General features: G+C 37.9%; 19 protein-coding genes and 1 other annotated feature. Of the genes, 3 read left to right on the top strand and 16 right to left on the bottom strand.

The window, feature by feature from the left end; translation table 11 throughout:
• Positions 1-81: 81 nt before the first annotated feature.
• The 6 genes from H7U02_RS01755 to H7U02_RS01730 form a co-directional block, all read right to left on the bottom strand.
• The gene (locus tag H7U02_RS01755; RefSeq protein ID WP_201041604.1) at positions 82-1,179 is read right to left on the bottom strand and encodes a sensor histidine kinase; all 1,098 of its coding nucleotides are present in this window, start codon (positions 1,177-1,179) and stop codon (positions 82-84) included.
• On the bottom strand, positions 1,164-1,871 hold the full coding sequence (locus H7U02_RS01750) for a response regulator transcription factor (protein WP_201041605.1): 708 nt from the start codon (positions 1,869-1,871) through the stop codon (positions 1,164-1,166). Before H7U02_RS01750 ends, H7U02_RS01755 begins: the two co-directional genes overlap by 16 nt.
• 5 nt (positions 1,872-1,876) lie before the next feature.
• A complete protein-coding gene (locus H7U02_RS01745; RefSeq protein ID WP_070654837.1) occupies positions 1,877-2,584 on the bottom strand; it encodes a hypothetical protein in 708 nt (235 codons plus the stop codon).
• Positions 2,581-3,372 (bottom strand): membrane protein, encoded by a 792-nt coding sequence (locus tag H7U02_RS01740; RefSeq protein ID WP_037601755.1) that lies wholly within the window; start codon positions 3,370-3,372, stop codon positions 2,581-2,583. The genes H7U02_RS01745 and H7U02_RS01740 overlap by 4 nt, the downstream gene beginning before the upstream one ends.
• On the bottom strand, positions 3,362-4,078 hold the full coding sequence (locus tag H7U02_RS01735) for an ABC transporter ATP-binding protein (RefSeq protein ID WP_201042677.1): 717 nt from the start codon (positions 4,076-4,078) through the stop codon (positions 3,362-3,364). The genes H7U02_RS01740 and H7U02_RS01735 overlap by 11 nt, the downstream gene beginning before the upstream one ends.
• 180 nt (positions 4,079-4,258) lie before the next feature.
• Complete coding sequence (locus H7U02_RS01730; protein WP_151404978.1) at positions 4,259-4,381, bottom strand: putative RiPP precursor; 123 nt, start codon at positions 4,379-4,381, stop codon at positions 4,259-4,261.
• 978 nt (positions 4,382-5,359) lie between these two features.
• Here H7U02_RS01730 and H7U02_RS01725 point away from each other — a divergent pair.
• Both H7U02_RS01725 and H7U02_RS01720 read left to right on the top strand, forming a co-directional pair.
• Positions 5,360-6,103, top strand: coding sequence for a response regulator transcription factor (locus H7U02_RS01725; protein WP_060972017.1), 744 nt, complete (start codon positions 5,360-5,362; stop codon positions 6,101-6,103).
• A gap of 9 nt (positions 6,104-6,112) precedes the next feature.
• On the top strand, positions 6,113-7,420 hold the full coding sequence (locus tag H7U02_RS01720) for a sensor histidine kinase (RefSeq protein ID WP_201041606.1): 1,308 nt from the start codon (positions 6,113-6,115) through the stop codon (positions 7,418-7,420).
• 238 nt (positions 7,421-7,658) lie between these two features.
• Here the strand turns inward: H7U02_RS01720 and H7U02_RS01715 are convergent, their stop codons facing one another.
• The gene (locus tag H7U02_RS01715; RefSeq protein ID WP_201041607.1) at positions 7,659-8,225 is read right to left on the bottom strand and encodes a transcriptional regulator; all 567 of its coding nucleotides are present in this window, start codon (positions 8,223-8,225) and stop codon (positions 7,659-7,661) included.
• A gap of 324 nt (positions 8,226-8,549) precedes the next feature.
• On the opposite strand from H7U02_RS01715, the gene H7U02_RS01710 reads away from it, so the two are divergent.
• On the top strand, positions 8,550-8,822 hold the full coding sequence (locus H7U02_RS01710; protein WP_201041608.1) for a hypothetical protein: 273 nt from the start codon (positions 8,550-8,552) through the stop codon (positions 8,820-8,822).
• Between the two features lie 123 nt (positions 8,823-8,945).
• Here the strand turns inward: H7U02_RS01710 and rplL are convergent, their stop codons facing one another.
• The 9 genes from rplL to H7U02_RS01665 form a co-directional block, all read right to left on the bottom strand.
• Positions 8,946-9,314: a 50S ribosomal protein L7/L12 gene (gene rplL, locus H7U02_RS01705; RefSeq protein WP_002886110.1), complete on the bottom strand. Its 369-nt coding sequence runs from the start codon at positions 9,312-9,314 to the stop codon at positions 8,946-8,948.
• A 74-nt stretch (positions 9,315-9,388) separates the two neighbouring features.
• Entirely contained in the window at positions 9,389-9,892 is a 504-nt protein-coding gene (gene rplJ, locus H7U02_RS01700) for a 50S ribosomal protein L10 (RefSeq protein ID WP_004183007.1), read from the bottom strand.
• Positions 9,893-9,923: 31 nt separating this feature from the next.
• Positions 9,924-10,060, bottom strand: a sequence feature (ribosomal protein L10 leader region).
• 122 nt (positions 10,061-10,182) lie between these two features.
• Positions 10,183-11,391: an ABC transporter permease gene (locus H7U02_RS01695; protein ID WP_201041609.1), complete on the bottom strand. Its 1,209-nt coding sequence runs from the start codon at positions 11,389-11,391 to the stop codon at positions 10,183-10,185.
• A gap of 9 nt (positions 11,392-11,400) precedes the next feature.
• Positions 11,401-12,087 carry an ABC transporter ATP-binding protein gene (locus H7U02_RS01690; RefSeq protein ID WP_207185601.1) on the bottom strand — a complete coding sequence of 229 codons (687 nt, stop codon included), beginning with the start codon at positions 12,085-12,087 and terminating at the stop codon, positions 11,401-11,403.
• Positions 12,088-12,097: 10 nt separating this feature from the next.
• Positions 12,098-13,351 carry an efflux RND transporter periplasmic adaptor subunit gene (locus tag H7U02_RS01685; protein ID WP_004183010.1) on the bottom strand — a complete coding sequence of 418 codons (1,254 nt, stop codon included), beginning with the start codon at positions 13,349-13,351 and terminating at the stop codon, positions 12,098-12,100.
• Positions 13,352-13,413: 62 nt separating this feature from the next.
• Positions 13,414-14,169, bottom strand: coding sequence for a class I SAM-dependent methyltransferase (locus tag H7U02_RS01680; protein ID WP_201041610.1), 756 nt, complete (start codon positions 14,167-14,169; stop codon positions 13,414-13,416).
• A 367-nt stretch (positions 14,170-14,536) separates the two neighbouring features.
• Positions 14,537-17,716 carry a carbamoyl-phosphate synthase large subunit gene (gene carB, locus H7U02_RS01675; protein ID WP_201041611.1) on the bottom strand — a complete coding sequence of 1,060 codons (3,180 nt, stop codon included), beginning with the start codon at positions 17,714-17,716 and terminating at the stop codon, positions 14,537-14,539.
• 230 nt (positions 17,717-17,946) lie between these two features.
• A complete protein-coding gene (locus H7U02_RS01670) occupies positions 17,947-19,035 on the bottom strand; it encodes a carbamoyl phosphate synthase small subunit (protein ID WP_002890257.1) in 1,089 nt (362 codons plus the stop codon).
• Between the two features lie 163 nt (positions 19,036-19,198).
• On the bottom strand, positions 19,199-20,125 hold the full coding sequence (locus H7U02_RS01665; RefSeq protein ID WP_175057447.1) for an aspartate carbamoyltransferase catalytic subunit: 927 nt from the start codon (positions 20,123-20,125) through the stop codon (positions 19,199-19,201).
• Positions 20,126-20,128: the final 3 nt, after the last annotated feature.

The raw sequence follows: 20,128 nt of genomic DNA, 5'->3' as shown, positions 1-20,128 counted from the left end.
AATTGCAAAGATTTTGAAATAATTATTATCAATATGCTTACTTTATGAACTTCATAGAATTCAAGATTACGATATTCAAGCCTAGGTGTTATCACTATTTTTTATAGGAATAATTAATTTAACCATAGCCCCTTTTTCCTTATTTTGCAGTTGTATATCACCAGAATGAATGCTCATTACTTGTTTTACAAATGCCAAACCTATTCCAAAATGTTCAAACTGTGAATTTCTACTAGTGTCTTCTCGATAAAATAATTTTCCAAAATTTTTTAAAACATCTTCAGAAAATTTAGAACCATTATTCCAAATACTTAAGGCAATACTACCATCTTCTAACTCAAAGATAACTCTGATTCTCTTTTTAGAATCGTCTGCATAAGCCATTGCATTATTAACAATATTTGCCACCGAACGGATTATTAAATCTAAATCCAATTCAATATTACAGTCTCGGTCTATCTTCGAATTATACTTGTAGTCAATGTTATCTCCAATAAGGTATTCACACTCTTGTTCCAGTATTTTGGATAAATTACTAATACGATACTGATGGAAAGAAATCTGATAAGAGTAAAAAGTTTTAGAGTAGTTGATTAACTGATTAAAATAGCTATCTAATTGGTTGCTTGCTCTTTCAATGTCTTTAAGACATTGAACATCAACACCTGATAAAGGTGCCAATTGCAACAATTCCGAGTTTCCTTTAATTACAGTCAAAGGTGTCTTCAAGTCATGCGCCATCGCTGAAACTTTAAAGAGAATATCCTCCTTTTGGTCTTTCTCTACCTGAATCATATTTTTAATTCTTTGTTGCATTAATTCAATGTGTTTATTTGTTTCTATGAATTCAAGAATTGTTAAATTCGATGAATTGTTTACAGATGTTAGCCACATGCTACCATGATAAACAATCTCCATTTCTTGCTTTACTCTTGTTAACAAAGCTTTAATATTAATAGAAACTATAATAATCAAAGATATACAAATATAAACCCATGAAAAAACATTAAATAATAGCCCTAACAAGCCACTAGCGATTGACTGATTTTCTGAATGGATATTGATAGAAATAGTTGATATAGGAAAAATATAGGCTACAATTACATTCAAACAAAATTGTTTAACAATTGTCCACTGCGTCTTTTTTACTAAAGCCTTAAAATCTAATTTTCGTTCCAACTATATCCGCCTCCCCACTGTGTCTTGATCGGATTAATTGAAAAGGGTTTTAATTTTGAACGAATTTGATAAATATACTCAGCAATAGAACGAAATTGTGCATCTGATTCCGACGGATATATTCTCTCATAGAGCTCCTCAACGGAATATACTCTCTTCGGGTTGCTTGCTAAAGTATATAAAATTGTAAATTCTCGCTTTGTCAATGATATAGTCTCTTCTTCAATTAAGATTTCTTGATTGCTGACATTAATTATCAAATTCTTTGTACATATTTCTTTATTATTTTTACGAGTTCTTTCCTCCCTTTGGATATGCATCCTAACACGAGCAACTAATTCTGTAATACTAAATGGTTTTTTTATATAATCATCCGCACCAGCCTTTACCCCGCTAGCCAAATCACTATCCAATTGCTTGGCTGTTACAAAAATTATCGGTACATCGATTTGTTCTCGAATGGATTTACAAATTTCTAAACCATCAATCGGCATCATGATATCTAATAAAATTAAATCAAAGCCAATAAATGAACAAATATCTATGTTACCTACTTCTCTCCTCGTCGTAACTTCAAACTCTGAGCGTTCTAAAGAATTCTTTATCAAACGAAGAATGCTTTCATCATCATCAATTGCTAATATTCGATATACTTTTTTTCTTTCATAACTAAATATTATCACAAAATACAAAATTTTTATCGTACACTCCTCTTCCTAAACAGCAAAATAGAGAAAGATAACAGCAAAATCCCCCATAAAAATTGAATTGCAATACCTATTGTATAAGGTATATAAGATTGATTCTCAATCATAAAAAATGAATTCATAGTGGAGATAATCGGGAAGTAGAGAAAAGCATCGCTGAATTGCAGAAGCATTTGACCTAACCCCAACAAGAAAGACAAGGACATTCCCATTGGAACAACTATACTCCTTGTTATAAGAACTAAACTAAAACATATTAATATTAAACCAATTGATACCAATATTATTCTTAATGCTAAGGTATAAATATGTAAGGGAATTAATAGACCATAAAAAGTATATACTACGCAAATAGTACAGAAAGCAACCAGACTCCAAACTAATATAGATATTGATAATATTACTATTAATTTTATAAAAAAGAATTTCCACCGTGTTGGGTTAGCTAATAAACTGCTTCTTAAAGTTGAACCGTTAAATTCTTGACCTATAAATAGTATTGTAATAATAATAATCCCAGCTTGTCCGAGATAGAAGCTTTCTAAGATTTGCGTTAAAACATAATCCTCGGTTATATAACTTGGAGTTTCATGTAAAAAAATAACAAATAAAGGTACTAAAATTATAGTTGCTAGGACAGTCAATAATAACCATTTATTATAAATAAACTTTAAATACTCACTTCTAAAAGAATTCATCTAACATTACCTACATCTTCTTTCAAAAATTTGTAATATGCAAAGCTACTAATTACTAGCACCCAAGTACTCAAAAATAAAACACTGCGTCCTGGTGTTGTGATTTTTAAAGGAGATGTTGCAATTAAATCTTGCCCTAAAGATACTGGTAAATACTTAGCAAGCTGAATTCTGTCAGCAAGAAAACTACCTAAATTATAGACTTGTGGTAATAAGAATAATAATGATCCAAGTGAAGATTTAAAATAAAAAGCAATTGAATAGGATAACACCGCTAGTAGCGACCACGACAATGATCCTAACAATATAAAGTACCAAACATTATTACTCAGTATCAGAGGGCTCAATCCTTCTCTTTCTAAACCAAACTGTGCACTTGCAATAGATAAATAGATTGAAACAAATGACACAACAAAAATAAATACACTTGTAACAAAAAATTTTATTACAAAGAATACTGCCTTATTTGAACATAATAACAAGCTGGTACGTAAAGAACTATTTTTATATTCCATACTTCCAAGAATTGCTCCTAAAATAATCATAGCAAACAAGCCCAATAGTATAGCTTCAAAACCAATATACTCAATTGGAGGTATTGGTTCTACTAAGCTGCTATTTGTTTCAGGGGTTGCATTCAATCCAACTGCTAAAATTTGTTTAGAACTGATATAAGACAATAACGGCTGAAAAATAAAAACAATTGGTAAAACTATTCGGGTTGATCTACTATAAAAAATTTTATATAGCTCTGATAAAGTATTATTGATTTTTATACTACTCATCATAGCCACCTCCTGTTAAATGAAAGAAAACATCTTCTAGATTATCAAATCCGTTCAATATATTACGAAGTGTACTCGAAGCTATGATACTTCCTTTGTCAATAAAAACAACCCTATCAGTTACCGCTTCTACTTCTGAAAGTATATGTGAAGATAACAATACTGTCTTACCAGTGTTTGCTTGTTCCCTAATAAAATTTCTAAACCATCTAATTCCACTAGGATCTAGACCATTTGTAGGTTCATCTAAAATCAGGTACTGGGGGTTTCCCAACAGCGCTGTTGCAATACCTAATCTCTGACCCTCTCCCAAGGAAAGGTTGCCTATTTTTGAATTTCTTTTATGTTCAATATCAGTAATGGATAACACCTCTGATATTCTGGAATAATCTATTCCATTACTAGCGGCAGCAATTTTCAAATGTTGAAAAACTGTTCGATCACTAGGAGCCCCCACACCATCAAAAGAAGCTCCTACAGTTAAAAGAGGACGTTCAATATCACAATATTTCTTACCTCCTATTAAAGCAGTTCCTGAAGATGCCCTATCCAGACCCAAAAGTATTCGTAGTGTCGAACTTTTTCCGGCACCATTCGGTCCCAAAAAGGCAGTGACTTCCCCCTCCTCAGCTGTAAAGGATACGTTCTTTAATATATCTCCTTCTTTAAGAGTTTTTGTAACATCTCTTATTTCAATCTTATTTGTCATAATACGATACTCCTATGCTAAAAATTGTTCTTTTAAATTCTATAATATGAATTTCGGAAAAATATCAGAAAATAGATTAAGATTGAACAAATTTCAGATTTTTTTCACCTCCACTATGTGGATTACTTGTTTTCCATAATAATTACTATATTAACTTAATGAATATATTCGGGTAATGGATTATATTCTAATTAAAAATAAAGCCCTGCCACCAAATATATCTCTGAAGCTACCTGCGACTAATCCTGCAGTACCACTTTTAAAAGTAGAAATTTTTTCTATAACTGGCTTCGTATAACTCATATACTTTCCTTTCTAAGTCAATATTTAATAGTCCAGACTGCTTGACTATTAAAATAGTAACAAAGATTATTCAGATTTTTTTCAGAAAAAATAAATTTATAAACAATTCCTGATGGTAGTAGAATATAAGTTGTGTAAACACAAAAAGGAATAAATTCGTTACAGTAGAGTTGCAATACCTAAACAAAACGTTTATTACAATAAAACATCGAAAAACTATTTAATCTGATGATAAAAAAATAACCTCAAGTACAGTTTACATGTACATGGAGGTTAGTGCACCTTTTCGATATTAAAAAAATAATCTAGATAATCACAAATTTCATTAGAGGTATTCGCTAATGACTTTTTGATATCAATGACACCTAATAGTTCGAGATGTTCATTAAATATTTTGTTATAATCAATATTCGCTGTCAATAAAATAATTTGTGCATAAACGTTACTCCTCCTAATTTTTTTAACTTTTTTCCATAATTACAATTCTTTGTAAATGTGATAAAATAAAGAGTGTTAGTTGCTGTAGTAATCCTTATAGAATTAAAATGATTGTTAACTTTAACTTTTAACTTATATTTTTTAATATACTTTTTAACAGTTATCAACAACCAAAAGTGCCTCACAATATTGAACATACTTCACCTCCAATTCCTATTTTTATTATAGCTTGGTTATACCATTTAATTTGTCATATATCATAAACGGTTCATTTTTTGTCATTTACAGTAAAAGTATACCGATATAATAGTTTCTAGAACTGTTACGATATACCGGTTTTATGACTACTATCATTACTTAAAAGTTTCCATACTTATATGTGTACTGCATGTTAGGGAAAATTATCTGTATTTGCAAAGAAACATGGATTTTTATTTAGACGTCCTAAAAAAACAAAACAAATATATTTTCATACTGGAAAAAGACTTCAATGTCTTTTACTGCAGTACTAAATATTTTATCGAATGGAGAGTACACTAATTGTTAAATATTTTTATTTTAGAAGACGAATTTTTACAACAATCACGAATAGAGAATGTTATAAAAAATGTTATTGCAAAAAAATCTCTAAAATGTAAAGGACCTGAGATTTTTGGAAAACCTAGCCAGTTACTTGACGCAATTACGGAAAGAGGTTCTCACCAACTTTTCTTTTTAGATATTGAAATTAAAGGAGAAGAAAAAAAGGGGCTAGACATTGCGAAAGAAATTCGAAAAAAAGATCCTAATGCAACAATTGTTTTTGTAACAACACATTCAGAATTTATGCCAGTCACTTTTAAATATAGAGTTGCTGCACTAGATTTTATTGATAAAGCTTTAGATGATGAAGATTTTTATGAACGTGTTCATTTAGCAATTGAATATACCATGGATAAAATGGGTGCCACTATTGCCCAAGATTCTTTTACTTTTGAAACAGCTACGGCCCATGTTCAAGTGCCTTTTAACAATATCTTATTTTTTGAAACGTCTCCAACAATACATAAAGTTATTTTGCATACTAAAGAAGAACGAATGGAGTTCTACGCCAGTATTTCAGAAGTTGAACGAGCTGACGACCGCCTATATCGATGCCATCGTTCATTTATCGTTAATCCTGAAAATATCGTTAAGATCAATAAAGAAGAGAAAATGGTAATGTTTGAAAATAATAATGAATGTCCCATTTCCCGTACGAAATATAAGGGTCTCCTAGAAAAAGTTAAATCTTTGAAAATCTAAGGTGTTTCTATGGATATAGTTATAAATTTATTGCTGTTCTATTCTAAGACATTAGTAGTATTGTTAATGTTTCAACAGGTGAGTAACCAACCAATCAAACCTTTGTGGAATATTATTGGTCCATTTTTGTATGTCCTACTCCTCATCATATGTCCTCCTGTTGGGTACTTTGCTTTCTTTTTTATCTTTATTGCTTATAACATATATCAAAATAAGTATGGTAGTAAAACACTTGATATTTTTTATGGCTTGTACCCCATTATCGTTCAAAGCTTGCTAGGTAGAATGTTAGCATTCTACGTTTTCCCTCTACTAGGAGTCTCTGTCTTCAATGAAGTCAAACTAAGTTGGTATGATATCTTAATTGAATTACTGGTTTTCCCTCTTCATTTACTCATAGTAAAATCTCTTAGGTTAGATTTTGACGAAATAAAAGAAGGTTTCAAGCGTTACTATTTCAAGTATTTATTATTACTGATCAACATCTCTATGTTTGTATATATGCTCTTAGTTTCTATACTTGTTATTTATAGAGACAAATTAGCTGATGCAGATAACTGGAGAGGACATATTAATAACTTTTATATTGTTCTGTTTTTTGTAATGCTACTCTATCTCAATGCAATTTCAAAAGAAAAACTAGAGAAGGAAATTATTGATCAAAAAGATACTCAACTAAATGAACTATCTATCTATAGCCATCATGTTGAATCACTTTATGAGGAAATTAGGAGTTTCCGTCATGACTACATTAATATTTTGACCAGTCTAAAATTAGGAATTGATAATCAAGATATTGAAGCTATTAAAACTGTTTACAATGGCGTACTTAGAGATAGTGCAAACCAATTCTATGATAGTAAGTTTGATATTGCTAAACTTAGTAATATTAAGAATGATGCTATCAAAAGTATTCTTTCCGCTAAATTACTTGAGGCACAAAATAGAGGTATTTCAATTTCTGTTGAGATTGAAGAACCTGTTAGTAATTTTAGGATAGAATTACTAGATTTCATAACTGTTCTTTCTGTCCTTTGTGATAATGCTATCGAAGCTACGATTGAAGCTATAAATCCAAGAATGACTGTTGCTTTCATGAATAATGATGATTCGTTGGTACTTATCGTCGAAAATAGTATAAAAACAGAAAAAGTGGATGTTAGTCGTATTTTTGCTAGGGGGTACTCTAGTAAAGGGGAAGGAAGAGGTCTTGGGTTACATAATGTAAATAGCATATTAGAAAAATACCCTAAATCTACAATTACCACTCGTAGTGCAAATCATCTCTTTTCTCAAACTATCAGATTTTGTAAATAAGTGTCGACTTTAAACTTTAACCTCTTTAATCGACTTCGGTTTTGCATTTGAATAGTCTGTTTCTAGTATTTTTTGCTACATAGCTTAATAATTTTTGGGACCACTAGCTGTGCTAGTAGTTTTCGTAGGACCCAAAAAGACAGTAACTTCAGAATAGTTACTGTCTTTTTTATTTCATGTTTATCTTAAAGCCTTGATAGACTTGAAAAGTGGTTTATAAAGACTTCTTAATACTTTATCAATGCCCTACATCTGAATATGAAATATAATAACGTTGCCCATCTTTAACAAAACTATACCAGTTTCCATCGGGTAAAATTTCATATTTATCCCAATCAACATCACCTGCAGGAAGTGTAGAAACTGCTCCGCTATCTTTATCTGGCGCAGTATATACAGGTGTTTCCTCATCAAGTGTCAATGTTCCAGAAGTTGCTGTCCAAGCACCTCGACCACCTTCAACTCCTCCAACTTGAGAAGCTGGTGTTGTTGCTTCAGCCACTTGCCCAGCATCTGTAGTGCCTGCTTGAGCTTGTTCTTGAGAAGAAGATTTAGGTGCTACTGCTGAAGCCTGATTGTTATTTTCTTCATTTGAAACTGCTGAAGATGATGATTGAGCTGCTTTCTTATCCTTCTTAACAGCTTTACTTGAGCTTGAAGATGATTTCTTGACCGTCTTGACTGGGCTACTACTTGTGCTAACACGTGCTGACTCATGACTATTAAACTTAGTCACTAAGAAGATAGCGAGGATAACTACAATAAGAGTTGATAGGATACCAATGAGTTTAGTTGTTGTTTTCATGATTGACGTTCCTTTTCTTATGATTTACAAGATTAGTATAATATAAAGACAACTAAAGTTTCATTGAAGTCATAAACTGTAGTTTTTTCGTCATAAAAGGACAACATCTTCTATTTTTAGCGTCTATTTAAAATGATGGTCTTGATAATATTATTCGTCATGATACAGAATTAAATGAAAAACTTACACAACACGAACGAGATTACTTAGAGGGCGGAAGACGTGATTCACCCCCTACTCTGCTATTTGGGTATGATGCTAAAACAGATAATGAATCAGATTTTCATTGTGAAGAATTGACTATTGAAAATAAGGAGATAATAAATGATGAATCATGTCAATTCCCAGATAAAAAATAGAAGAAGGAATACAGTTATTGCAAGAGGAAAAATCATAAATATAGAACATAATGAGGATTACTCTTACCTAAAATTATTTATTCGAAATGGCGCTGGACTAAGACATACTTACTTAACATTTAGATATGATCCAAAAATATTTTATATTAGTAAAAACCAATATGTGATAATTACAGCACATATTGAAAATGAACAAAACCAGTTTAAAATAGAAAAACAAAAAAACTGCCAAAAATAAATTTGGCAGTTTTTTGGTAGGGAACCTATTAATTCAAACAGTTTCTCATAATCGTTTATTGCAATAAAAAACCAGAGCTTTTGCCCTGGTTTTCTTTATTAAGCGACTTGAGTCGTTACCTTATTATTTAAGAGTAACTGAAGCTCCAGCTTCTTCAAGTTTAGCTTTGATTTCTTCAGCTTCAGCTGCAGCAACACCTTCTTTAAGAACTGATGGTGCACCGTCAACGATAGCTTTAGCTTCTTTAAGACCTTCGCCTGTGATTTCACGTACAACTTTGATAACGCCAACTTTTTTGTCGCCTGCAGATGTCAATTCAACGTCGAATGAATCTTTAGCAGCACCAGCGTCAGCAGCACCAGCTGCAGCAGCAGCTACAGGAGCAGCAGCAGTTACGCCAAACTCTTCTTCGATAGCTTTTACAAGGTCGTTCAATTCAAGGATTGAAGCTTCTTTAATTTCAGCAATAATGTTTTCAATGTTCAATGCCATTGTGATTTCCTCCAAATGTGTTTTTTAATATAATTTTTTAAACGTAGCTTAGGCTACGAGTTGTGAAGATGGGCTTACGCAGCACCGTCTTCTTTGCTTTCTGCAACCGCTTTGACAGCGTATGCAACGTTGCGCACTGGCGCTTGAAGTACAGAAAGGAGCATAGAAAGCATACCTTCTTTGTTTGGAAGTGATGCAAGAGCGTTGATTTCTTCGACTGAAGTGAACGCGCCGTCAACAACACCACCTTTGATTTCAAGAGCTTCTGCGTCTTTAGCAAATTCGCTAATAACTTTCGCTGGTGCGATAACATCTTCGTTTGAGAATGCTACTGCAGATGGACCAACGAAGAGTCCTTTAAGGTCTTCAAGACCTGCTTCTTCAGCTGCACGAGTCAAGATTGAGTTTTTGATAACTTTAAATTCAACGCCTGATTCACGAAGATTACGACGAAGAACTGTATCTTGGTCAACTGTAAGTCCACGAGAGTCAACAACAACGATAGATGCTGCAGCTTTCATTTTCTCAGCGACAATCGCAACCTGTTCAGCTTTCTTAGCAATAATAGCTTCACTCATTAGTAGTTTTACCTCCGTTTTTATTTTTGGGCTAGGCACAAAAAAATCGTACCTAAACCTAGACACGAAAGTACAATACGTTACAAAAAAATAGTTACGTTTTGTGCCTCGGTTGGATGTTTATGAGTTTAACTCCCCAACTGTCTTAGGTCAGTTTTTTCAAACCTCATTTATAATATCATGACCTAAATCAGACGTCAAGAAAAAAATGCAAATTTTTTTATTTTTTTCTCTATCTTTTTTTAAAAGCATAAAACCTCTCAAAATCCAAAGATTTCAAGAGGTGATGTCTAATCATATCTAAGAGCTTCGATAGGATCGAGTTTCGAAGCTTTATTAGCTGGTAGGAGACCAAAGATAATTCCCACAGCTGCTGAGAAAGCGATGCTTCCCATGGCTACGCCAAGAGAGACTGTCGCTTTAAGCTCCATGGCATTCCCAATTGGTCCAACGACTAGGGCCGCAAAGCCTAGCCCGATCAAACCTCCCAGGATGGTCAAAACCATGGACTCAATCAGAAACTGAGTCAAGATTTTACGACGTGTGGCACCTAAAGCCTTACGAAGACCAATCTCTCGTGTCCGCTCAGTTACCGAAACCAACATGATGTTCATAACACCGATTCCGCCAACTAAGAGTGAAATGCCAGCAATAGCTCCGACAACGGTGGTAATGGTTCCAAAAATCGTATTCACCTGTTCTAGGGCCGAACTCATATCTGCTGCCTTATATTCTCCATTGTCATCTTGGGCCAACTGGGTCAAGCGTTTGGCAGCATCCTTAGCAACGCTACTACTATTTTTCACATCGGTCACATGGAAAAAAATCTGACCAATAGCATCGGTGTTATTTTCAGCTGCTAACTGGGTATTGGCCACAAGAGCTGTTCCAATTTCACCATAGGCACCGATTGCTGTGTCTTTATTCTTATAAACACCAATCACACGATAATCATTGTTCCCAATAGTAACCACTTGGTTAAGGGCATCCTCATTCGACTCAAAGAGTTTTTTAGCCACCATCTGATCAATGACAATGACTCGTGAAAAGTTTTTATAATCATTGTCTTGCAAGGAACGTCCTGTCAACATCTCTAACTTTTTAGCTTTAAAGTAGCCCTGGCTGGCACCTGTGATATTAACATTCTTCACAGTCTTTTTCTGGAGGGAGATAGAGGAAGTTAGGCTGTTGGTCACAAAATAACTATCGATACCAGGCGTCTGCCTAGCCACTTGCTCCAACCAAACTTCTTTAACCGGTTTGGTCGGATGTGACAGGTCCGCATAGGCTGGATCTAGCTCCTCACCCTTGGCTTCATAGTAGACTTGAACGGTATCCTTATCACCGGTCACACTATCGGTAACACTCTGACGCATCCCATTTCCTAGACCCATGATAAGTACTACCGCAGCAACACCAATGATAATCCCCAACATGGTCAGGAAGGACCGCATCTTGTGTGAACGAATAGAACTAAGAGCAAATTTCCAATTTTCCATTCTTACCTCCTAGTCAATCCGAACGCTGTCCGTTGTGTCTTGGGTGATTTCCCCATCACGGATAACAATCTTACGTCGGGCATAATCCGCAATCTCAGGTTCATGGGTAACCATGACAATGGTCTTCCCTTCTCGGTTTAGCTGGGTTAAGAGATCCATAATCTGGGTTCCTGTCTTGGTATCAAGCGCACCCGTAGGTTCATCCGCCAAAATGATTGCCGGATCGTTAGACAGTGCACGCGCAATAGCCACCCTCTGCTTCTGACCACCAGATAGCTCTGATGGCAAATGATGGCTACGGTCTGACAAGCCAACTTTTTCCAAGAATTGTTGTGCCCTTTGCTTACGTTCACGTGGAGATTTCCCCGCATAAATCAAGGGAAGCTCTACGTTCTTTTGGGCACTTAACTTTGGCAAGAGAAAAAACTGCTGAAAGATAAAGCCAATCTGGTCATTTCTTACCTTGGCCAGGCGGTTTTCAGAGAGATTAGCCACATCCTCGCCCTCGAGTTGATAGGAACCTGTAGTCGGTTGATCAAGAAGTCCAATAATATTCATGAGGGTTGATTTCCCTGAACCAGAAGGACCCATGATTGCCACGAAGTCACCTTCTTCAACTGATAAGTCAATTCCCTTAAGGACCTGCAAGGACTCCTGACCATTTTTGAAAGACTTGGTGATGCCTTTTAAGACCATAAGAGCTGGCTTAGTCACTAGACTTCACCTCTTCTCCACTAGTCTCTTTTGATTTTTTGCTATCGGCATCCGTCACATCCTTTAGTGTCTCACCATCCTTGAAGGATTTTTCAGCCTTAGTAATAACCTTTTGACCTTCTTTAAGCCCTGATGCAATTTCTTGCTGCTTAGCATCTGCATTACCAAGTTTGACCTTGACTTGCTTGATTTTTTGACTCTCGTCATCGTAAACCCAGACGTAGTTGTCAGAGCCTTTCTTGGTCACAGCAGTTACTGGAACTAGTAAAGCATCATCATCTTTGGTTACTTCAAGAGATACATTGAAACCTTGCTTGAGCTTACCGATTGGACTAGTCAGTTGAACCTTATATTCATACTGGGAGCCTGTCTGTCCTGAATTGCTAGATGTCCCCGCTGACTGACTGGCATTTTGCTTAGGATAATTGGAAACGTAGCTAACTTTCCCTGTCCAAGTTTGATCTGGGTATACTTTGGAAGTAATCTTGACCTTTTGACCTACTGAAATATTTGGAATGTCATATTCCGTTAAGGTTCCTTGAATCTCAAATTGGCCTTCACTGGTCACATGAACTAGAGTCTGGCTCTCTTTTGAAGCAGGATCCACAGAGTCCGCAACTTCTACGACTGTTCCATTAGCATCTGAAACAATGACTGTTTGGTTGAGGACATCTTGTGCCTTTTCTAGCTCTGATGCTGCGTTAGCAACAGCATCATTATAATCTTGCAAGGTTTGGTAATTACTTGCCTCGGTTTGCTGACGCTGTTGAGGGCTAACGGTAGTCGTCGAATCATCCTCATCCGAATCACTACTTGTTTGTGCCGAAGCCGCAGGAGCTGTCCCATACTGTTGGAAATAATTACGGTCACGAACTGCCTTATTATAGGCACGACTAGCCGTATCATAAGCTGCTTGGGCAGAGGTACTGTCGTATTGGACCAGTTGCTGACCAACGCTAACTTCCTCACCAACAGAGACTGTCACAGTGGCATTGCGTCCAATGGTATTGTCAAAATAAACGTACTGTTCCGACTGAGCCTTCACCATGCCAGTCAGAAGGGTAGACGAGGCCAACTGCCCCTTGGTTACCTTACTTGCTGTAGGGGACTCGGAAGCCTTATCATCTTTGCCACCACCTGCAAAAAGGTTAAATCCTAGGACCAAAAGGACAAGGAAGCCAATTCCTCCAATGATCCAAACTCTTTTTTTATTTTTAAATAACTTTGGACTGATTTTCTTTCGCATAAGTCTCTCTTTTCTTTTGTATCGTATAAATAAAACAATTGTAATACTTTTAACTTTCTGTGTCAATGGCCTTCGCTTAAATCCATGACACCATAGTGCAGCTTTTGATTGGGGCGAATCTGACGTTCAAACCCAAGTTCCTCAAAAACGGTATCTCGAAAATGCGCCTTGATGATAATTTTTTCTCGTGCGACACGCTTAGCCTCATTTAACCATTCTTCTGTCAGACGGCTGCCATTGGCCAAAGGTTTGATAGCTTGTAGATTTTCCGATTCCTTGATAGTCTCTGAAAACATAGGATCAGCATAAATGATATCAAAAGAGTGATCAGCCTGAGACTTCAAAAAGGATAAGCTATCGCTCTTAATGGTCTTAATAGACCGCATCGCTTTTTCAAGTTGCTTGTCATCTGTCTGATAAGTGGCCAGACCACGAGAAACTACCTGAAAAATCACTTCTTGACTCTCAAGGGCAGTCACCTTATTTCCCGCTGCCGCCATAACTAGACTATCGGAAGCCAGCCCCATGGTCGTGTCGAGAATAGACTTGCTAGACGAACCCAAAAGATTGACTAGAGCATCGTGTGGTGCCTTAATCCGAAGAACTGCCGTATCTGGATGAAAGGACAGCTCACTGCCATCCTCATTGACAAAAGACAATCTGTCTTTATATAGAAGATAAAAGGGGTCAAATCGCTCTAAACATTTCGCCAAGGATAACTTGCGACGAGGCTGGTAGTCAGCTCCCAGTTCGTGGGCCAATTCTTGGGCACGCGCAATCAAGGCCTCATTTTCACGTAAAGATGTGGTAATAATCATGTTTCTAGTATAGCAGAATCTTAGGAAACAAAACCATAGTCTTAGCTTTCATTTTAATTTGATAGCTTACATTTGTGTAAGAAAAAAGCCCCCAGTAAGGCTGAGACTCAGAACATAATTAAACTATTTTTAAATATGAAATAGATTTTGCGAACCTAGTAAGCTTATACCGAGACTTTTCGTAGTGATAAAAACGTCTGAAACGATTAGTTTCAGGCGTTCGGAAGTTTTGAGACTTCCGGCTCAAAACTGAGTCATGGAACTTCGCAGAAGGTCGCTGACGACCGTCATCACTTAAGAAAAGTCTCAAAAGAAAACTTTGTCTTCAAAAAAAAAGCCCCAGCAAAGCTGAGACTCTATTTCGTGATTAGATAGCTTCTGTTGTAAAGCTACGGCTTTCAAGCACACGCACCATAGCATCTGCTGTGTCAAGCGCTGTGAAGAGTGGAATTCCAGCTTCAATAGCTGAGCTACGGATAGCTGCTCCGTCTTCGTCATAAGTACGTTTGTTACCAACCGTATTGATAATAGCTTGCGCTTTACCTGTACGAACGAGGGCTGGAATGTCGTTATCGTCATTTTCACCCAATTTGTTAACAAGCGTTGCGTGAACCCCGTGTTCATTCAAGAACTTGGCTGTTCCTTCAGTGGCGTAGATACCATAACCGATAGCGTCGAAACGACGAGCCAAGTCAAGGGCTTCTTCTTTAGTATCATCATGAATAGTAAAGATAACATTACCAAAGGTTGGCAAGTGGAGGTAAGATGCTTCAAAGGCTTTGTAGAGCGCTTTTTCAAGAGTCGCATCTGTACCCATAACTTCACCAGTTGATTTCATTTCAGGTCCAAGGAGGCTATCTACCTTAGCCAATTTTGTGAATGAGAAGACTGGTGCTTTGACATGGACATGGTTGCTTTCTGGGTAAAGACCATCTTTGTAACCTTGCTCAGCCAATGATTTACCAAGAATCAAGTTTGTAGCAACTTGAGCCATTGGGATATCAGTCACCTTAGACAAGAATGGTACGGTACGACTGGCACGTGGGTTAACCTCGATAACATAGACTGTTTCATCCTTAATAACGAACTGGATGTTCATCATACCGATACAGTTAAGACCAATAGCCAAGCGTTTAGTGTAGTCAGCGATAGTCTCTTGGATTTTCTTAGAAAGGGTTTGTGGTGGGTAAACTGCCATTGAGTCCCCTGAGTGAACCCCTGCACGCTCGATGTGTTCCATAATACCTGGAATCAAGACATCCTTACCATCAGAGATGGCATCCACTTCACACTCACGTCCGATGATATAGCTATCAACAAGGACTGGGTGGTCTGGACTTGCCTTAACGGCTGTACGCATGTAAGAACGAAGGTCTTCTTCATTTTCAACAATTTCCATGGCACGTCCACCCAAAACGTATGATGGACGAACAAGAACTGGGAAGCCAATCTTACGAGCTGCTTCAACCGCTTCTTCTTCGTTTGTCGCTGTTTGTCCTGGTGGTTGTGGAATGTCCAAATCTTTAAGGGCTTGTTCAAAGAGGTCACGGTCTTCGGCACGGTCAAGGTCAGCAACCTGTGTACCCAAGATTTTCACACCAGCTTTAGACAATGGCTCTGCCAAGTTGATGGCTGTCTGTCCACCAAACTGAACCACGACACCCTTAGGTTGTTCCAATTCGATAACGTTCATCACGTCTTCAAAAGTCAATGGTTCAAAGTAAAGTTTATCTGAAACTGAGAAGTCTGTTGAAACTGTCTCAGGGTTAGAGTTCATGATGATAGCTTCGTAACCTGCAGCCTGGATAGCTTTTACAGAGTGAACTGTCGCATAGTCGAACTCAACCCCTTGTCCGATACGGATAGGACCTGAACCAAGAACGATGACAGATTCTTTATCAGATTTGATTGATTCATTTTCCCACTCGTAAGTTGAGTAGAAATATGGTGTTGATGACTCGAACTCAGCCGCACAGGTATCGACCATCTTGTAGACAGGAACAATGTTATTTTCCAAACGTGTCGTACGAACTTGGTCGGCTGTTTGATTCCAAAGATCAGCAATCTTACGGTCAGAGAAACCGTTACGTTTAGCTTCTTTCAAAACTTCAACATCGCCTACGTGAGTAGCCAGTTCTTGTTCCAATTCAAAGATATGGAGCAATTTGTCAAGGAAGAAGATATCAATCTTAGTCAACTCTGACAATTCTTCAATAGTATATCCACGACGGATGGCTTCAGAGAGGTAGAAGAGACGGTCGTCTTGAGCTTTGACAATCTTTTCAACCAAGGCGTCGTCTGTGACGTCCGCAAGCTCAGGCATTTCATTGTGGTAAACACCAATTTCAAGTGAACGGCAGGCTTTAAGAAGTGACTCTTCGATGTTACGACCGATAGCCATAACTTCACCAGTTGCTTTCATTTGAGTACCAAGACGACGTTCCCCGTGTTCAAATTTATCAAATGGGAAACGCGGAATCTTAGCAACCACATAGTCAAGAGCTGGTTCAAACATGGCATAAGTTGTACCAGTGACTGGGTTAATCATTTCATCAAGTGTCAAACCAACAGCAATCTTGGCTGCCAATTTGGCGATTGGGTAACCAGTTGCTTTTGAGGCAAGGGCTGATGAACGAGACACACGTGGGTTTACTTCGATAACATAGTACTTGAAGCTATTAGGGTCAAGAGCCAACTGTACGTTACAACCACCCTCAATTTTAAGGGCACGAATAATCTTCAAGCTGGCATCACGAAGCATTTGGTTTTCAATATCTGACAAGGTTTGCGTTGGAGCAAATACAATTGAGTCCCCTGTGTGGATACCAACTGGGTCAAAGTTTTCCATGTTACATACCACAAGAGCATTGTCTGCGGCATCACGCATAACTTCGTATTCGATTTCTTTGAAACCAGCGATAGAACGTTCAATCAAACATTGGGTTACTGGTGACAATTTCAATCCATTTTCAGCGATTTCACGAAGTTCTTCTTCATTGGCACACATACCTCCACCAGTACCACCAAGGGTAAAGGCTGGACGAACGATAACTGGGTAGCCAATCTCTGACGCAAAGGCAACTGCTTCTTCAACCGTATTTACAATCTCTGATTCTGGAATTGGTTGTTCCAAATCTTCCATCAATTGTTTGAAGAGGTCACGGTCTTCGGCTTGGTCAATGGCAGACAATTTTGTTCCCAAAAGCTCTACTCCAAGCTCATCAAGAATGCCAGCTTTTGACAATTCCATTGCCATATTCAAACCAGTCTGTCCACCAAGAGTTGGCAAGAGAGCATCCGGACGCTCTTTACGAAGAATACGTGTGACAAACTCAAGCGTAATTGGTTCAATGTAAACCTTGTCTGCGATTTCTTTATCAGTCATGATAGTCGCAGGGTTAGAGTTAACAAGAACAACACTGTAGCCTTCTTCTTTCAAGGCCAAGCAGGCTTGCGTACCAGCGTAGTCGAACTCAGCAGCCTGACCAATGATGATAGGACCAGACCCGATAACCATAATTTTTTTAATATCAGAACGTTTAGGCATAATTTATGATACAAAGCCCGTTAAGGACCCAGTGAAAATAGGAAACGTGACGACGACGCCTAAGCATCTAGTCACCGTTTATCTTTTTCACACAGTCCTTAGGGCGTGTTCACTTCCGTGAACCTGTATCTTCTCCTTTCTATTTGACAACTCTCTGGTTGTCATTAAATAAGGTAGTAGACTGGGGCGAACAAGAGTCACACCCCACTATAGTCACTAGACAGTTGCAATTAACGACGTGCTTTTTCAGCTTGGAAAGCATCAATCAATTCCAAGAACTCATCGAAGAGATAGCTCGCATCGTGTGGACCAGGTGCTGCATCTGGGTGGAATTGCACTGAGAATGCAGGGAAGTCACGGTGACGAACACCTTCAACTGACTTATCGTTAATTTCTTCGTGTGTTACCATGAGGCAATCTGGAAGTGTCTCACGGTCAATGGCATAACCATGGTTTTGGCTGGTGAAGTCAACACGACCAGTCGCAATTTCACGAACCGCATGGTTAAATCCACGGTGACCAAACTTCATCTTGTAGGCCTTGGCACCATTCGCCAAACTAAACAACTGATGACCCATACAGATACCAAAAATTGGAATTTTGCCTTGAATGCCACGAATCATATCAAGTGCATACGGTACATCTTCAGGGTTACCTGGACCATTTGACAACATCACACCATCTGGATTAAGATGGAGAATTTCTTCAGCAGTGATATCATGTGGCACAACAGTCACGTTACAGTCACGTTTTGAAAACTCACGCAAGATAGAGTGCTTGAGACCAAAGTCAACCAAAACGATATTTTTACCAACACCTGGTGCTGGGTAGGCTGTCTTAGTTGATACCTGCTCAATATTGTTGGTTGGCAAAACAGTCGCACGCAATTGATCTTGCAAGTGCTCGATACTGTCACCAGGATTAGCCAAAGTCGCTTTCATGGTACCGTGTTGACGGATAATCTTAGTCAAGGCACGTGTATCAATACCAGAGATACCAGGGATGTTTTTTGCTTTCAAAAACTCATCCAAGGTCATTTGGTTACGCCAGTTGCTGGCACGACGGCTAGCCTCTGACACAACAACACCCTTGGTCGTTGGCTTAATTGACTCATAGTCGTCACGGTTAACACCGTAGTTACCAACAAGTGGATAAGTAAAAGTCAAAATTTGACCATTGTAAGACTGGTCTGTGATAGATTCTTGATAACCTGTCATACCAGTATTAAAGACGATTTCACCCGTCACATCCACATCAGCACCGAAGGCCTGACCTTCAAAAATAGTGCCGTCTTCCAAAATAAGTAAACGTTTTGCCATTATAGTAAATTGTTCCTTTCACTAAGATACAAAGGGCGTTAAACATCTGAATGAAAATCAAACCTAACAAAGAAGCTCTAGCCTCTAGGAAGATTTGTCTCTTTTCAAAGATTTAGCCCATGTTCTTTTTCGTCTGATTCTCTCAGGAATCGGTTAACGTAGTTTACGCTTTGCCATTTAAAATAGCTTCAATAATTGCCATACGGACAAAGACCCCGTTTTGCATCTGAGCAACGATACGAGCCTTAGGCGCCTCAACCAGACTATCAGCAATCTCCACATCACGATTAACCGGAGCAGGATGCATGATAATCGCCTGATCAGCTAACTTGGCATAACGTTCTTCAGTCAAACCATAGAGAGCATGGTAGTCTTCTTTTGAAAATCCTTTATCGTCCCCATGACGTTCGTGCTGAACACGAAGCAACATGAGCACATCCAAGTCCTCAATGACGTCGTCAATAGCCACATGCTGACCATAGACATCGAACGCATTCGAGTACCACTCTGCAGGACCAGCAAAATAAAGCTGAGCACCCAAACGCTTGAGAATCTGCATATTGGACTTAGCGACACGCGAATGCGTAATGTCACCTGCAATACAAATCTTAAGATTTTCAAAGGTTCCGAACTCTTCGTAAATGGTCATCAAGTCAAGCAAACACTGACTTGGGTGTTGCCCTGAACCATCACCACCATTGACAATAGAGGTCTGAATAGTCCTACTATCAATCAACTGCTTGTAGTAATCGACTTCCGAGTGGCGAACCACACAGATGTCAACGCCCAAGGCAGACATGGTCAAAATGGTATCATAGAGGGTCTCACCCTTATTTACCGAGCTAGTTCCAGCATCGAACTCAATCACATCCAAGCCAAGTTTTTTCTCAGCCACTTCGAAGGACTTGTGTGTTCGTGTTGAATTTTCAAAAAAGAGATTGGCAGCGAAATACTGTCGATCCAGCTGGAAATCAGCTCTGCCATTTTTAAAATCTCCACCTCGACGAATCAGGCCCAAGACCTCTTCATTCGTGAGGGTTTCCATGGTCACCAAATGCTTCAGTGACACTTTTCCATCTGCAATCGCCATAGT

The organism is Streptococcus sp. 3.1, from assembly GCF_016648915.1.
Taxonomy (GTDB): Bacteria; Bacillota; Bacilli; order Lactobacillales; family Streptococcaceae; genus Streptococcus; species Streptococcus salivarius_E.
The sequence above is the reverse complement of the archived record's forward strand: the minus strand, read 5'-3'. Positions and strand labels throughout refer to the sequence as shown.

Excerpts from the sequence above, each read along its gene's own strand:
- H7U02_RS01745 (WP_070654837.1), bottom strand. The coding sequence starts at position 2,584 with ATGAATTCTTTTAGAAGTGAGTATTTAAAGTTTATTTATAATAAATGG.
- H7U02_RS01740 (WP_037601755.1), bottom strand. The coding sequence starts at position 3,372 with ATGATGAGTAGTATAAAAATCAATAATACTTTATCAGAGCTATATAAA.
- H7U02_RS01735 (WP_201042677.1), bottom strand. The coding sequence starts at position 4,078 with ATGACAAATAAGATTGAAATAAGAGATGTTACAAAAACTCTTAAAGAA.
- H7U02_RS01730 (WP_151404978.1), bottom strand. The coding sequence starts at position 4,381 with ATGAGTTATACGAAGCCAGTTATAGAAAAAATTTCTACTTTTAAAAGT.
- H7U02_RS01720 (WP_201041606.1), top strand. The coding sequence starts at position 6,113 with ATGGATATAGTTATAAATTTATTGCTGTTCTATTCTAAGACATTAGTA.
- H7U02_RS01715 (WP_201041607.1), bottom strand. The coding sequence starts at position 8,225 with ATGAAAACAACAACTAAACTCATTGGTATCCTATCAACTCTTATTGTA.
- H7U02_RS01710 (WP_201041608.1), top strand. The coding sequence starts at position 8,550 with ATGATGAATCATGTCAATTCCCAGATAAAAAATAGAAGAAGGAATACA.
- rplL (WP_002886110.1), bottom strand. The coding sequence starts at position 9,314 with ATGGCATTGAACATTGAAAACATTATTGCTGAAATTAAAGAAGCTTCA.
- rplJ (WP_004183007.1), bottom strand. The coding sequence starts at position 9,892 with ATGAGTGAAGCTATTATTGCTAAGAAAGCTGAACAGGTTGCGATTGTC.
- H7U02_RS01695 (WP_201041609.1), bottom strand. The coding sequence starts at position 11,391 with ATGGAAAATTGGAAATTTGCTCTTAGTTCTATTCGTTCACACAAGATG.
- H7U02_RS01690 (WP_207185601.1), bottom strand. The coding sequence starts at position 12,087 with ATGGTCTTAAAAGGCATCACCAAGTCTTTCAAAAATGGTCAGGAGTCC.
- H7U02_RS01685 (WP_004183010.1), bottom strand. The coding sequence starts at position 13,351 with ATGCGAAAGAAAATCAGTCCAAAGTTATTTAAAAATAAAAAAAGAGTT.
- H7U02_RS01680 (WP_201041610.1), bottom strand. The coding sequence starts at position 14,169 with ATGATTATTACCACATCTTTACGTGAAAATGAGGCCTTGATTGCGCGT.
- carB (WP_201041611.1), bottom strand. The coding sequence starts at position 17,716 with ATGCCTAAACGTTCTGATATTAAAAAAATTATGGTTATCGGGTCTGGT.
- H7U02_RS01670 (WP_002890257.1), bottom strand. The coding sequence starts at position 19,035 with ATGGCAAAACGTTTACTTATTTTGGAAGACGGCACTATTTTTGAAGGT.
- H7U02_RS01665 (WP_175057447.1), bottom strand. The coding sequence starts at position 20,125 with ATGGCGATTGCAGATGGAAAAGTGTCACTGAAGCATTTGGTGACCATG.